Below are 13,705 nucleotides of genomic sequence, written 5' to 3'. Positions count from 1 at the left end.
CGCCGATAACATCAAATTGACGTTGGCCGCTGCAGGCATCACGGCGCTTGCAATGCTTGTGCCGACCGCAGGCATGGCTCAAGGAGTCACCGGCACCCCCACGCCGACAGATACACCAACGGTGACGCCCACAGCCACACCGACGGACACACCGACAGTTACGCCGACAGCGACACCGACGGACACACCAACGGTTACGCCGACAGCGACACCCACTGGAACGCCAACGGACACGCCGACAGTTACGCCCACCGGCACACCGACGGACACACCGACAGTTACGCCGACGGCGACACCTACCGGAACGCCGACGGACACACCAACGGTGACGCCGACCGGCACACCGACGGACACACCAACCGTGACGCCGACCGGCACGCTGACGGATACGCCAACAGCTACACCCACAGGTTCGCTGACACTGACACCTACTGATACGCCAACGATATCGCCGACAGGCAGTTCGACACCCACGACCGCGCCGGCGACTGCAACATCCACTCCGGTCGACGTCAATATGGTGCCCGGCGGCCGTTCGGGTTTCAGCGTTCCCGCACTCCTGTTCGTGGTGATTGGCGCTTTCCTTGCGCTCATGCTCTGGGCCAGGCAGTCAGATCACAGAAGATGACCGTCAGTCCCGGCATTGCAAATGCCTGGCCGCATGAATCTCGACTTTGGCAGACAGCCCTTTATGCATGCGCGGTTTTGCTTGGGGGATTTCTGTTGGTCGAGGCGCCGGCCGTCGTAGCGCTTTTCGGCTACGTGGCCGAGTTCCTGGCGGCCTGCGCAGCTGCGCTGCTCAGGCTCGCGGGCTACGACATTGTCCGAAACGGAACCGAGCTTCGTGACAATCTCACCGGCAACGCTGTCGCGGTTACCTCGGCCTGCGACGGCAACGGACTTCTGGTGAGCGCTGCAGGCGCGATCACCTGGCTCAAGGCCCGATCTTCCGCGTTGCGGCCCCTCGCGCTTTTCGCCGTTGAGGTGACCGGCGCCATCCTCGCTTTCAACCTTGTCCGGATATTGGTGCTCTTCTTGTCGATCGGCGCGCCAAGGGTGATGTTTTTGCTGCATCTCTACGTCGCGCCGTTGCTCAGCACAGTCCTGATTGCGGGTTTCGCTCTTTCTGCCCGCATGCTTCGTCCGGAGGATTTGGTGCGGTCGCCGGTCCTGTGGTTCGCGGTGGCCCTCGCTGGCGCGGCGGTCTGGTACCAAATCGATGATCTGGTCACCTGTGCTGTCGCCGTGCCTCTATCGAACGCGCTGTTGTGGTTCATCCCCGGTGACCTGACGCGGGCGATTACGTGTGCCGAGCCGGCAGCAATGGTCGTCACCTCGGCCGCCTTGTCACCGCACCCCGCCGCCGCCTTGACCGCCGCCTTTCACCCGGCGGATTTTACGCTGGCTACACCATTGATTGCAGCATCACTGGTTTTTCGGCGGAGGACGACGGCGATAGTCAGGGGCGCTGTCATCAGCCTTCTGCTTTTCTCGCTCGCCATGACTGCCGGCGCGATCACAGCAAGCCATGATGAAGCGATGGCGGCAGGCGCGTCTATGCTGGTCACCGACGAATTCATCCGGCCGTACCACCCGCCGCCCCTTTTTTTGCTGGCTTTGCTCAAGGCGATTCAGAATGTGCTCGTCCACTTCAATCTATTCATTCTGCCCCTCTTTTTGGCCGGACTGATGCGTGTGCCTGCGACCTCGACGACCGTGGCCAGTGCAGCGGGCTCAAGGACAAGGCAATCCGGGCAAAACAGGCGGCGGGCACGCCGGTGACGATGGCCGAACGCGCACTAACCGAACGCCATATCGCCGAGTGGGCATGGTTCGTGATCGCCATAGGTGCGGTCCTGCGTTTCCAGGGGCTCGACTGGGATCAAGGGCTGATGCTCAATCCGGACGAGCGCAACATCGCAACCGCGGCAGCCAGTCTGGCCTTTCCGAGCGAAATGATCCCGCGGTTTCATGCTTACAATGGATTGGCACTCTACCTGCCGCGATTGCTGGCCGAACTTATTTCGCCCTGGACGGGGCGAAGCGGTTCGGACGTGGCGGCGATTGTTTTTGGCGGGCGTATCCTGTCGGCGTTCTATGCAAGCGCGGCGCTGCCCATGATGTGGTGGACCGCGAGGCGGACGCTGGGCATTCAAACCGCGTTGCTGGTTGTCGGCTGCGCGGCAGCTTCGCCGTCACTGATCCAGTCCGCACACTTCGCCACGACCGAATCCGGCCTGGTGCTCTGTCTGGTGGTGATGATCTATCTTTGCGTGAGGCATGTTTGCGGCGGTCTGTCGCCGATGCGTTTCGCAATCCTTGCAGGAGCCGCGTTGGGCTTCGGTTTTGGGCTCAAGACAACCGCACTTGCCTTCGCCATCTGCCCGGCGACCGCAGTGGCGATGGGTACGCCGACGGGGGGCCGTTTCTGGCTGGGGTTGAAGGCGGGCGGGATCGCGCTCGCGGTCCTGATCGTCATGGCGATGCTGACGACGCCGCAGCTATGGGCGACGCCGAAGGCCTATTTCGAGACGATGAGGTTCGAGAGTGGAGTGGTTTCGGGCGCGGCGGATGTGTTCTGGACCTATCAGTTCAACGGAGCGCGAAATGGCTTGTTCGAACTGGCGCAACTGCCTTGGCTGGTCGGGCCAGTCGTGGCACCGCTCGGCCTGGCGGGGCTTTGTGTTCTGCTATGGGATCTTTGGCGGCGAAAAGCAGGCGCGCACAGCCTTGCCGTAGTCGCCGTCTTCACCATCGTCTATGCAGCTATCATCTGCAACTGGCATGCGAAGTTCATTCGCTATTTGAGCCCGCTTGTGCCGATGCTGATTTTATTTGCCGGGTATTTTCTGACGAGGATTCAAAACAGGCGTGTGCGCGTTGGCCTGATGGCGATTGCAGGAGCGGCCACCGCCCTGGCCGGTTTTATGCAGGCGGCTATATACCAAGTCACTGATCCGCGCATTGCCGCCTGGGAATGGCTGGTTCCACAGCTAAAGGCCGGCGACCGGCTGGCCGTCGAGCCGCGAGATGTCGGTCCACCTTATTGGGTACCCGCGGCCACGCCCATCCAGACCGTGGTGCTGCCGCTTCTTGAAGCCTCGTCGCCGGACAAGACCGGCGAGATCGCCGCCATCCTCGCAGAGAGCCGGTGGTTGATCATTGCCAGCCGCCGTCACTACACCGTGCTGCCGCGTCTCCACGAACGGTTTCCGGAAATGTGCGGCTACTATGATGCTTTGTGGTCCGCGCGCCTCGGCTACCGCATCGTCGCCGAATTCCGACGCCGCCCTTCACTCGGCCCAGCCTTGAACCCGGAAATGCAGGCCGAGGAGACATTCACTGTCTTCGACAGCCCCGAAGTCATCGTGCTGAAAAACGATAGTCACATGCCGGCGTCGCGCATCATGCAGGAAATGCTTGCGGTTCGACCGGCCTGTTTGGGCGAACCGCCCCCCGCCTACGCCGCGGCGATGAAGGTTACCGTCACGCAGACCGCCAGTGCCAGGCTGACCGGATCCGATGCCGCGAACACCATCGGATCGCCCCCCAATCGGCCTGCAGCCGAGCGGCGCAGGAGGCGTGCCAGCCATAGCCCGAGCAGAGCCGTTGCTACCCAGAGCCATGAACGCGCATGATAGTAGGCCTTGGCCGCCTCGCTGAAGCCGATATAGGCCGCCAGGATCGCCAGCGAAAAAAGAGCGAAGATGACGGAGAACGAAAGCACGGCGGAAAGGTGATTTCTGCGATAGGCGCGACCGGCCAAGGCAGTCGAATTGGCAACGTCGAGGGCAGCTAATTCGTCAACTCGTTTGACCAGTGCCAGCGCAACAAAAAGACTGTAGCCGAAGACAAGCAGCCAAGGCGACATATCGATCCCGGCAATCTCGGCTCCGATCATCAGTCGCCATACGTAGAGGGCCGCCAGGATCAGGACGTCGACGACCGGCAGCCGCTTGAAGAAAAAGCTGTAAGAAACGGTTAACAGCATGTAGGCGGCCAGCAACATGCCGACCTTGCTTCCGAAGAAGGTGCAAGAGAGGGAAATGGCGCCCCAGCCCAGAAACAGTGCCATCAAGGCGGCGTCGCGTCTACTGATCTTACCCGCGGCAACGGGACGCTTGTGCTTGTAGGCATGCTGGCGATCGGCTACGTGGTCGCGCAGGTCGTTGACGAGATAACCTGAGGACGCCGCGAAACTCATTAACAAAATGCCCAGTGCCAGCCGCCCAATCATGTCAAGCGACGGATCCACATGTGCGGAGAGGACGGGCGCCACGAGCAGAAGATTCTTGATCCAATGGGTCGGCCGCAAAGCCGCGATCCAGATGCGCGGCTGCACCGCCGAAGAAACCTCGATGTTGGCCGTCTCGGACAAATGTCAATCCGTGGTCGGGAGCTTGATGACTATTAGGTCGGTTCGGGGGGCGTGCAATCCTAAGTACATTATCTATGTAGCGCCTTTGCGCAAGACGGCTGCCGAAGTGATCTCGACCGACTTGGCGCACGGCGTCACGCAGCAAGGCAACGGCCTGCGCCTGGCGATCGGGGAGGGAAATCGCCGGCGACGGGCATACCGTGAACAAAGAATGCTGCCGCAACTAACTCCTCCAAGTCGCGATCGGTAGCCTTGCGAGCCGGCATGAGTGTTCGGATGGCGCGGATTGCCTGTGCGATGGAGAGATAGAGAGGAGGTGGGCCTTGCCTCTGGGGAGAACATAGGCTTCGGCGTCCTCGTGAGTTCCTCCCCGAACCCAAACGAACACAATTTATGGCAGCAATTCGGCAGCCTGTAAGGGTTTGTCCGAGGCCAACTTGCGGATGACTGTACAATGTGCCACGGAACCATACGGAATGACACGGGAAGGTTCCTCGACATGTGCCCACGAAAAGGACAATGAAATCGATAATTTGAACACGTCCTCCGGGCCCACCTTATCGTTATTTATCAATGCTTTATAGGGTGGTTCGCCAACAGGTTCGCCAACAGGTTGGCTCATGAGATTGGATGGATCTGGCTCGGTGCTGCGAAGACCGGGGAACGGAACGCCTGACTCGAAGCCGACATACGCGTCCACGACGCGAAGGACAGCTCTGCGCCGCATTCCGGTCGTTCATCCACCTTCCGGGAGTTCCTGAAGGCGGACAGTCTGCTCATTGCCGGACGCCAGCATTTGAATGCAGACGAGCTTGACATAGCCCGAGTAAGCTCGTGCAGGTGCGCCGCAGTTCTAGAGACCTTGGCTCAGGCAATAAGGATCGCAACCAGATAGCACTCGCGTCCCAAAGAGGTGGGAAAAACAGGTCGCCGGCGGTGAACTCAACTCTAACTTGTCGTCGTTAAGTTGTGATTCCGTGCCTCCTAGCCTAAGCGATTGCGTTCTTGCAATATCTCAGCTCAAGCTCCGGAGCAAGTTTACATCAATCCAATGGACCTCTAATGAGTGCGCGCTTATCGACGGCCATTAGGATCGGGGAAGCCGCAAAGGCGATCTTTCGAAAAACTCAGAACTTTCCAAGCCGAGAATTCGGAGAGCATGCAGACCTGCGCGAACGCGAACACGTCGGTGTTGAACCGATGCTTTTGGCGCTTTCTATGGAGCTGGCACTCAAAGCGTGGTTCGTCTTCGACCACGACGATCCAAGAGTTGTCAAATTGCACAACCTGATGAAGCTGTTTGATCGCCTAAAGCCCGAAAGCCAAGAGAAACTCGACGCGGAGTTCAAAAGGTCAGTGGTCCCGTATCATCCCAATGGTTTCTACATCGACTACAGCATTCGTCACATTCTGTATCAGCACCAAGATGCCTTCACCGACTGGCGCTACCTTCACGAGGCAAAGAAATCGATGATGTTCGATCAGGGTGCTTTTGAGGCAACGCTCGAAATGGTGCTCCGTGAGTTCGAGAAGAGATATCGTAAAGAAGGGGCGGCGACGTAATTCAGTCGCCGGGCCCACTGGCCCAGTCGTTGCGTGGACGCTTGCGCATATCCGCGGCGTGGCGGCGATAGACAGACCGCGATCGGCAACTCCTGGCATCCAGCGCTCTTGAAGGGTCCGTTCCAATGGCGACATTGAATGGCAAGCGGTTTCGGTCGCGAAAAGCCGAATGCCGGTTGCACATCAGGGGCAAGCGCACATGCGAACATATTCCGAGGGGGTCAGTCCATGCCTGAGAGGGGCCTCACCAAGCGTTCGCTTCTCATCCGGAGAGATAGAGAGATACGAAGCCGAATGTTCTCAATCATCGCCGCACTGAGGCGCATGGGAATTCTCCTGTGACGAACACAGGGAATCTAGCAGCGTTGGCTATTCCCGGCCTTCCGCATCATCAGCAATGTGCGACATTGTCCGCAAAACGGCTCGCCGGGCTCGAAACGTACATTTGCAGGCAGGAGGGTGAAATCGGCAAGCTCGTTGAAGTCGACGACGGCTTATTGGTGGAGGAAGTTGGCGTTTTGCGCTGCATCACGCTGTGCTCTCCGGCAGTGAGGCTTCGCCCGAGATCTTAGCCCGCGAGACCGCTGGCCAGGGCGTGACCTCCAATGCAATTGCGCCCGCCTCCGTAATGTCGCCGATGGTTTCCGAACAGCTCAACGACGAACAGCGCGCGGCGCAGCTTGCTCAATCCCGGTCGGGCGATTTTGCGAACCTCAAGAAGTCGCCCACACCGTTTCATTCCTCGCGTCACCTCTAGCCGGTTTCATCACGGGCGAGGTTATCGACATGAACGGTGCTCTCCATTTCGATTGAGCTGCATACAATGGAAAATCGTCTTTCTTACGCCAATTTGGCGCTCGCGTCAGCCGGTGTCGGTACGATCGACGGAGTGTGAAGCCCGGAATCGTGCATCTCGGTATCGGCAACTTGCACAGGGCCCATCAGGCAATCTGTACGGATCATTGCTTGGCCGCGGGACAACTCGATTGGGGGCATCATTGCAGCCTCCTGCGGAGGTTCGGACGCGCGGGACGCGCTTGCTCCCCAAGATGGTTTGTGCACAGTTGTCAGTCGTCAAGATGAACAGACGAGCCTTCGGATAGTCGGTTCTATCGGCCATATTCTTGTCGCACCGGAGGGCCCCGCTCAGCTGCTGGAGGCGCTCTTGAACCGCGGATCAGGATCGTGACTTTGACAGTCACCGAGAAGGGCTACACGGTCATCCCGGACGCTGGCTCCTGCCACGAGCCGGCCCCGGCCGGTTTTGACGCTTCACTGTTGCCGGCAGCCGTCCGGTAGTTTGTTCGCGTCTGCTTGGCGGGTCTGGGTCACGGCCCGCCGTCCAGTGGGCTATCGAGTTCGTGCCTTTAAGGCGCGTTAACTAGAAGCTGAACGTCTGCACGACGCGTGCCTGACATTTAGTCAAGGAACGAACACTGTCCGATTCTGTGTAGGTTTTTCGGATGCCGTTCGGCGGTAGAGATAGCTCTCGGGAAGGCCGAGTCGGCGGCACGACTGGACGGCTGGTGATGACTGAAGCACGGTGCTGTCGCAGATTGCGGCCGTCATCTTCACAACAGTACGCTCCCACGGCTTCAAGGTCCAGCGGTCGCCGAGTTCCAACCGCTTGCGAACCCATTGGGGTAGGATCTCGACGGCCGCCTTCAGAAGCGGCCGCAGAAGGGGGCGAGCAACTCCCGGCAAGGCGGGAACTTCTTCTATGATCTCCAGGAACTTCGACACGATCGGCGAAGCAACGAGTCTTTGCCTCATCACGTCGAACAGCGCGTAAAGCTCAGCCTGAGACGTGGGCGCGCCGACCGCACCATAGAGAAGCGCCACGGGGCGAGCCTCAGCAAACATCGCGTCCCGTTCGAAAAAATGCAGACGATGCACATAGATGTGATAGGCCTCTATGAAACCAAACTCGGCCGTCGCTTGCACCCAGTCCAGCAGCTCCGGGTCGGTGGCGTGGTATGGCTCGCCTTCGCTGGTTCGACCCGAAACGCGCCCATGCATCCTGACCACATCTTCAATCATGGCCTTAGCCTTGGATCGGGGGCCGTAGACCGTGACCAAAGCAGCGAGGCCCGTACGCTGCAATCGTCGGAGCGCAAGGGAGCGGAAGCTGCTGTGCTGCCAAATGGCGTCGCGAACCCGCGGCTCTGCCAATTCGAGCAGCACCGCCGTTACCCCGCCGATGAACAGCGCAACAGGGTTCTTGAAAATACGCCAGGTTACGGAATTGGGTGGTAACAGCGCCGGCTCGCCTTCCGGAGTCGAGAAGTCCATCTGAGATCCGAGCCGCTGGCTCATGAACGACTGGGCAAGAGTGTCCACACGACGCTCAAGCGGGCGAGGCAGAGAAATGATGCCCGAGTTGCGAAACATGGTACGCCTCGGACTACTGAGGATAGCAAGCGTTAGACCTGTGGCTAGCGGATGCAATATGCACGAACGTCTTTGGTCTTCCCGTCGTTCCAAATCATCCTCGCGCGAAGCCGATGAACCCTGCTTGGTCTGCCCTGTTGCCAATGATGATGGAGCAAGGCTCGGGCGTGGTCATCCATGTCACCTCGATCCAGCGCGAGCTTCCACCACAGTCAGGCCTCGTCCGCCACCGGCATCCAGCATGGATCCGGCGATCGCGCCGCCCAGCCAGCCCGCTCCGATGCCGATCCTGGTCGAAGTGCTCATTTCCTTGCCTCCGTTCGACTGTCTCACGGTCAGAGCGATCCAGTTAGTTCGAGTGTCTGGTAGCCGGCCAAAAGCGTGATCAGAAGTCCCACAAGCCGCAGGAGCGTCCTCTCCCGCAATGTCTTGACCATCCTTCCCGCCAGCGGCGCCGCTAAAACGCCTCCAACGATCAGTCCGGCAACAGATGTTAGGTCGCGGAATTCGCCGGCTTGCTCCCAATGGCCGGTTACAATCGTGGCGAGGAAGCTCAGCGACACTGAAAGTGCAATCAGGAACTCGCTCGCATTGACCGTGCCGATAACGAATCGCGGTTGTCCACCCGCGCCGAGTAGACCGGTGGTGGCGACAGGACCCCACCCCCCACCGCCTGCGGCGTCCAGGAATCCGGCGGTTGCGCCCAACGGCGCCACAATTTTCAGCTTCACGGGGTTGGTGGGGATACGATGAAACGACCGATAGAGTAACCAGCTCCCAATAACCGCGAGATATGCTGTAACGAATGGCTTGACCTGATCTCCGTCAAACGAAGTGAGTACGAAAGCGCCGAGCATACCGCCGCCGATACCAAAGGGGATCAGTCGCCAAAACAGTTTCCAATCGATGTTGCGATGATAGAGATGAGCCGATCCGGATGCGGCGGTGGTGAACAATTCCGCAGCATGAACTGAAGCTGATGCTTGTGCCGGTGGCACCCCGAAGGAGAGGAGCACCGTCGAAGAGATCACGCCATAGGCCATCCCCAGAGCACCATCGACCGCCTGGGCCAGAAACCCGACGGCTGCGAACAGTAGGAACTCTTCCATGAGTGGCTCCGCGCATGAGTAGCGTCGCACATAACGAAGCCTCACGTGTGCAGTGGCACACCGAGGCTTTATGGCTCGACCAAGCTGCAGTCGTGATGCTCTTTGCACGCAGGAAACGGACCATGCGTCGGCTTGTTCCGCGAAACTCAGCCCTTAGCGCGGGCCTAATAGCATAATGGCCGCAAGGCCCATGAATGACGCCAATCCCGCCCGGTTTGGTGGCAATGGCGATGACCTGGCTTCAGGGGCATCCCCATTCTTGCGACGGGGGATAAAAAGCAACCGAGAGTTCGGCATTTCTTGAATTGAAGGTCACTAGCAAGACGTTGACCTGACCTTCAACGTGCAATGTCGGCTTCTGGTGCACATAGTCCTCCGAAATGTACGCCTCCGGCGAAGCTTTCAATTACCCACATCGTCGGCCTGATCCAATGGAGATGCCGAAGGCGATGTCGTGCCAGCGGGTCATGCCGCGCCAGACGACCATGTTGCCAGGAGGGGGGTCATGTTTGCGGGCGAGGTAGCCGCCAAGCATGGCGATTTGCAGCAGGTAGGCGGCGAGCGTGGGCCGTTGGACGTGTGGTCGCGTTCGGCACGCGTCGATCTGGTCGAGCGCAGTGATTTCGGCGAAGGTGAGAACGCTGTCGGGCGCGGCGTCTGGCTTGGCACGCGCCCCGACATAGTGATGAAGAACATGCGCCAGCTGACCACCGGGATGAGGGCGAGGAACTTCGCCAGCCTCTCGGCGATTTCGAGCCTTGCCTCCTCCGCACGGCAGCCGGACTTCATAGCCCTGTGGAAGACCTCCGCCTTCCAGCGCAGGGCGTGCCAGCCGAGCTTCTCGACCGCCGCGGAGAGATCTTCGACCGGCAAGTTGGTCACCAGCTTCCAGTCGATCGGCTCGCGACCGGGCGGCGGATCTTCTTCGAGGGCGTGGATGTAAGTCAGAACCTGCGGACTGTAGCGCTTTTGCTTGCCCACGGGCGGCAAGGTGTTAATGGCGGCGAACTTCACCTGCAGCCGGGTCGTCTCGTTCTGATCGACCGTAATGCGATGACGCCCCGCCCAAGGCGTCGGGACTGGCTTGCCCGGCGCAGCTGACCTCTGGTCCAGCAACCGTCGCAACCGACAGGCCAAACGCTTGTCGGGAAGGGCCGCCGTAGAAAGCTCTTCCTCCTGCCAAGCGGCTTCGCCGCTGCTGGTCTTGTCTCGCATCTGTGACGCCTCTGTGATTCGGCGTTACAGACAGAATCACGGCAGATTCGTACGCGGTAATAGGTCCCCGCCCACCATGAGGGTAAAGCTTCACCGGATGCGTGCTCCGAAATGTTGTGCGCCGGATCTCTAGTCGGGACTAGCCGAGACTGAGACGAGCCAGCGCGTGGGTCCAAATCGCTCGGCGACGCAGCGACATTGTTCGGTGCGACCCATCAGTCCGAAACCGGAATTTATGACCCTAACCGGTCCTTCTTCAGCCTATCATGAATGTCGCACATGCTTGTAAATCCGACATTGCGCTGGCGCTGTCCAGAGCGCTCCAGTTAGTTCGAGCGTCTGATAGCCGGCCAAGAGCGTGATTAGAAATCCGACAAACGCAGGAGCGTCCTTTGCTGCAATGCCTTGACCGTTTCGAGGGCGGCTAAGAGACCTTGGACACTTCTAAGAGATTTGCTCGCAGCGGTCGGCGGTGCTAAACTTCAAAGCCGCCGCACTGATGTGTCCGATTGCGCCGCCTCCTGCCGCTGTTGATGTGTGTCTTCGGAGTGACGCAAAAAAGGCGGAGACCGGGATGATGAGCTTGACGCGCCGCGATGTGTTGATCGCCGGGAGTGCAGGGTTTGCCGGAGTCGCGCTCTCCTCGCCGCTGAGCGCGCGTGCGAACGATGAAGCGCTGGAACTCGTCAAACAGCTCACCGGGCGGACGGCCACGGAGTCGGATCGCCTTCATCTGATAATGCCGGCGGTCTTCCCGACCGGTTACACCGTGCCTATGAGCCTCGACATCGACAGCCCCATGACTGAGGCCGACCACGTGAGACAAATCCGCGTGTTCGCGCCGCAGAACCCGATCATCGAAGTGGCCAGTTTCCATTTCGTCCCGCAACGCAGCCTGCCCCGCGTGTCGACCCGCATCCGCCTTGCCAAACCGCAGCATGTCATCGCTGTCGCCGAAATGAATGACGGCAATCTGCTGATGACCACGGCTTGGGTTGACGTCGCCACAAATGGCTGCGCCTGACATCTGAGAGGGAGCCGGACAGTGATCACCCCCACACCACGCGTGATCGTACCAAGCGCTGCGGCGAAGGGCGACGTCTTCCAGGTCAAGACCATCATCAGCCATGAGATGGAAACAGGGCTGCGCCACGATGATCAAGGCAATGTGATCCCGCGCAAGATCATTAACCAGTTTGTCTGCCGCTGTAACGACGCCGTGGTGTTCAGCGTCGATCTACACGAGGCGATTTCGGCTAACCCGTTCTTCGAATTTTCCCTGCGCGCGACAGAGAGCGGCCGGCTCGATTTCGTCTGGGAGGAAGACGGCGGTGCCGTCTATACGTTGTCGCACCAGCTCACGGTCGGTTGAGGTGGCGACGCAATCGACTGCGCGAATTATGGCGTGACAAGTTGAGTGGGAGCGTGACCGGAAAACTCCGAAACAGACGGGTATTCAGCATGCGCCCCGTCGCGAGATTTGCGATTGCCACGGGCCTCGTGCTTCTCGTCAGTCAATCCGGCGTGGCGGCGGGGGCCGATCAAGGCGCTCAACTCGCCGCGACCTGTGCGTCCTGCCATCGTCTCGATGGCGGCGGCACAGGCATTCCCAGCATCATCCGGCTTGGTGAGGCGAGGCTCACCAACGCCCTGCTTGCCTACCGGGCGAGCGAGAGTCCAAATCACATCATGCACGCTATCGCGCTGTCGCTCAGCGACGAGGAGATCGCGAGCGTCGCGCGCTACGTCGCAGCGCAGGGAAAGTAGCGCGCCATGAAATTCTGGACGCGTCGCGAGTTCGGCCGCCTGACTGGAGCAGCATTGCTAACGGCGCTCAACCAGCCGAAGGCGCGGGGCCAGGCCAAGGCGCGTGTCGTCGTGATCGGCGGCGGCATCGGCGGCGCAACGGTCGCCAGATATCTCGCCGTCAGCGCGACGGCTATCGAGGTGACCCTGGTCGAACCGCGGCAGAGCTACACGACCTGCTTCTTCAGCAATCTCTATCTCGCCGGGCTCCGCCCGTTCAAATCGCTCAGCCATGGTTATAAAGCGCTGGCAAGGCAATACGGCATCACCGTCATTCATGAATCCGCTGAGGCGATTGACCCGGCGGCGAAAACCGTTGCGCTGAACAACGGTTCGAAGCTCAGCTACGACCGTCTCGTTGTTGCGCCAGGCATCGCATTCAGGGATCGGGCGCTTAGGGGCTATGACGAAGCTGCGATGGAGATCATGCCGCACGGCTGGAATGCAGGGCCGCAAACCAGGCTGTTGCGCCAGCAACTGGAAAGCATGGAGGACGGCGGCCTGTTCGTCATCGTCGTCCCGCCGAATCCGTTTCGCTGTCCGCCCGCCCCCTACGAGCGCGCTTCGCTCATCGCCTCCTATTTCCAGCGCAGCAAACCCAAGGCCAAAATTCTGATCCTCGATTCGAAAGACAGCTTCAACGCGCAGGACCTGTTCCAGGACGCTTGGAACCGCCACTACCCGGGAATGATCGAATGGCTACCGGCCCAGTTCACTGGCGGGGTCACGGCGATCGACGCGAAGACCCGGTCGGTGATCACCGAGGGAGCAACATTCAAGGCCGCGGTGGCCAATGTCATCCCGGCGCAAATGGCCGGGCGCTTGGCGCAGCAGGCAGGGCTCGCCAATCAGTCGGGCTGGTGTCCGGTCGATCCGGTCACCTTCGAATCGGCGCTGCAGCCCGGCGTCCATCTGGTCGGCGACGCGATCATCGGCGGGGATATGCCGAAATCCGCCTTCTGCGCCAACAGCCAGGCCAAAGCCTGCGCCTTTGCCATCGCGGCCGATCTCACCGGATCAGCGCGTTTCCCGGCGCATTTGTTCAACACCTGCTACACCTATCTCGCCCCCGACGATGCGTTCAGCAACGCCATCAGCTTCAAGCCCGTCGACGGAAAGCTCAAGAGCGTCATCAGCTTCGTCAGCAAGGTCGAGGAAAGCTCCGAGGTCCGCCGGCAGGCTGCGCGCGCCGCGGAAGGCTGGTACGACGCCTTCACGCACGACGTGTTTGGCTGAAACGAAA

13 protein-coding genes and 1 pseudogene are annotated in these 13,705 nt (G+C 60.2%); 8 read left to right on the top strand and 6 right to left on the bottom strand.

Annotation, left to right across the window (positions count from 1 at the left end):
• Positions 1-78 precede the first annotated feature (78 nt).
• Positions 79-594 (bottom strand): hypothetical protein, encoded by a 516-nt coding sequence (locus NKH98_RS28325; RefSeq protein WP_352903467.1) that lies wholly within the window; start codon positions 592-594, stop codon positions 79-81.
• A gap of 168 nt (positions 595-762) precedes the next feature.
• Between NKH98_RS28325 and NKH98_RS28320 the strand changes: the two genes are divergently transcribed.
• Together NKH98_RS28320 and NKH98_RS28315 are read left to right on the top strand one after the other, a co-directional pair.
• Positions 763-1,782 carry a hypothetical protein gene (locus NKH98_RS28320; RefSeq protein WP_352903466.1) on the top strand — a complete coding sequence of 340 codons (1,020 nt, stop codon included), beginning with the start codon at positions 763-765 and terminating at the stop codon, positions 1,780-1,782.
• Positions 1,783-1,784: 2 nt separating this feature from the next.
• Positions 1,785-2,477 (top strand): annotated as a pseudogene (locus NKH98_RS28315) (ArnT family glycosyltransferase); the annotation flags it as partial.
• A 983-nt stretch (positions 2,478-3,460) separates the two neighbouring features.
• Here NKH98_RS28315 and NKH98_RS28310 read toward each other — a convergent pair.
• Positions 3,461-4,378, bottom strand: a complete 918-nt coding sequence (locus NKH98_RS28310) for a UbiA prenyltransferase family protein (protein ID WP_352903464.1) — start codon at positions 4,376-4,378, stop codon at positions 3,461-3,463.
• A 1,062-nt stretch (positions 4,379-5,440) separates the two neighbouring features.
• Here NKH98_RS28310 and NKH98_RS28305 point away from each other — a divergent pair.
• The gene (locus tag NKH98_RS28305; protein ID WP_352903462.1) at positions 5,441-5,941 is read left to right on the top strand and encodes a hypothetical protein; all 501 of its coding nucleotides are present in this window, start codon (positions 5,441-5,443) and stop codon (positions 5,939-5,941) included.
• A 687-nt stretch (positions 5,942-6,628) separates the two neighbouring features.
• Complete coding sequence (locus NKH98_RS28300; protein WP_352903500.1) at positions 6,629-6,754, top strand: SDR family oxidoreductase; 126 nt, start codon at positions 6,629-6,631, stop codon at positions 6,752-6,754.
• 609 nt (positions 6,755-7,363) lie between these two features.
• On the opposite strand, the gene NKH98_RS28290 is transcribed toward NKH98_RS28300, so the two are convergent.
• The 4 genes from NKH98_RS28290 to NKH98_RS28275 all read right to left on the bottom strand — a co-directional run bounded on the left by NKH98_RS28290 (position 7,364) and on the right by NKH98_RS28275 (position 10,656).
• Entirely contained in the window at positions 7,364-8,332 is a 969-nt protein-coding gene (locus NKH98_RS28290; RefSeq protein WP_352903459.1) for an oxygenase MpaB family protein, read from the bottom strand.
• Between the two features lie 180 nt (positions 8,333-8,512).
• Positions 8,513-8,638 carry a hypothetical protein gene (locus NKH98_RS28285; RefSeq protein ID WP_352903504.1) on the bottom strand — a complete coding sequence of 42 codons (126 nt, stop codon included), beginning with the start codon at positions 8,636-8,638 and terminating at the stop codon, positions 8,513-8,515.
• Between the two features lie 29 nt (positions 8,639-8,667).
• Entirely contained in the window at positions 8,668-9,441 is a 774-nt protein-coding gene (locus NKH98_RS28280; protein ID WP_352903457.1) for a sulfite exporter TauE/SafE family protein, read from the bottom strand.
• Positions 9,442-9,906: 465 nt separating this feature from the next.
• Positions 9,907-10,656 carry a transposase DNA-binding-containing protein gene (locus tag NKH98_RS28275; protein WP_352903455.1) on the bottom strand — a complete coding sequence of 250 codons (750 nt, stop codon included), beginning with the start codon at positions 10,654-10,656 and terminating at the stop codon, positions 9,907-9,909.
• 574 nt (positions 10,657-11,230) lie between these two features.
• Here NKH98_RS28275 and NKH98_RS28270 point away from each other — a divergent pair.
• The 4 genes from NKH98_RS28270 (at position 11,231) to NKH98_RS28255 (ending at position 13,698) form a co-directional block, all read left to right on the top strand.
• Complete coding sequence (locus NKH98_RS28270) at positions 11,231-11,680, top strand: thiosulfate oxidation carrier protein SoxY (RefSeq protein WP_352903453.1); 450 nt, start codon at positions 11,231-11,233, stop codon at positions 11,678-11,680.
• A 21-nt stretch (positions 11,681-11,701) separates the two neighbouring features.
• Positions 11,702-12,028, top strand: a complete 327-nt coding sequence (gene soxZ / locus NKH98_RS28265) for a thiosulfate oxidation carrier complex protein SoxZ (RefSeq protein WP_352903451.1) — start codon at positions 11,702-11,704, stop codon at positions 12,026-12,028.
• An 89-nt stretch (positions 12,029-12,117) separates the two neighbouring features.
• Positions 12,118-12,423 carry a c-type cytochrome gene (locus NKH98_RS28260; RefSeq protein ID WP_352903450.1) on the top strand — a complete coding sequence of 102 codons (306 nt, stop codon included), beginning with the start codon at positions 12,118-12,120 and terminating at the stop codon, positions 12,421-12,423.
• Between the two features lie 6 nt (positions 12,424-12,429).
• The gene (locus tag NKH98_RS28255; protein ID WP_352903449.1) at positions 12,430-13,698 is read left to right on the top strand and encodes an NAD(P)/FAD-dependent oxidoreductase; all 1,269 of its coding nucleotides are present in this window, start codon (positions 12,430-12,432) and stop codon (positions 13,696-13,698) included.
• The last annotated feature ends 7 nt before the right edge of the window (positions 13,699-13,705 follow it).

The sequence above is a fragment of the Mesorhizobium sp. M0833 genome, assembly GCF_040319905.1.
Taxonomy (GTDB): domain Bacteria; phylum Pseudomonadota; class Alphaproteobacteria; order Rhizobiales; family Rhizobiaceae; genus Mesorhizobium.
This window is presented reverse-complemented; position numbering and strand designations above follow the sequence as displayed.

Bases quoted from the DNA above. Each gene is read 5' to 3' on its own strand.
- NKH98_RS28325 (WP_352903467.1), bottom strand. From the start codon at position 594: ATGAGCGCAAGGAAAGCGCCAATCACCACGAACAGGAGTGCGGGAACG.
- NKH98_RS28305 (WP_352903462.1), top strand. From the start codon at position 5,441: ATGAGTGCGCGCTTATCGACGGCCATTAGGATCGGGGAAGCCGCAAAG.
- NKH98_RS28290 (WP_352903459.1), bottom strand. From the start codon at position 8,332: ATGTTTCGCAACTCGGGCATCATTTCTCTGCCTCGCCCGCTTGAGCGT.
- NKH98_RS28285 (WP_352903504.1), bottom strand. From the start codon at position 8,638: ATGAGCACTTCGACCAGGATCGGCATCGGAGCGGGCTGGCTGGGCGGC.
- NKH98_RS28280 (WP_352903457.1), bottom strand. From the start codon at position 9,441: ATGGAAGAGTTCCTACTGTTCGCAGCCGTCGGGTTTCTGGCCCAGGCG.
- NKH98_RS28275 (WP_352903455.1), bottom strand. From the start codon at position 10,656: ATGCGAGACAAGACCAGCAGCGGCGAAGCCGCTTGGCAGGAGGAAGAG.
- NKH98_RS28270 (WP_352903453.1), top strand. From the start codon at position 11,231: ATGATGAGCTTGACGCGCCGCGATGTGTTGATCGCCGGGAGTGCAGGG.
- NKH98_RS28260 (WP_352903450.1), top strand. From the start codon at position 12,118: ATGCGCCCCGTCGCGAGATTTGCGATTGCCACGGGCCTCGTGCTTCTC.
- NKH98_RS28255 (WP_352903449.1), top strand. From the start codon at position 12,430: ATGAAATTCTGGACGCGTCGCGAGTTCGGCCGCCTGACTGGAGCAGCA.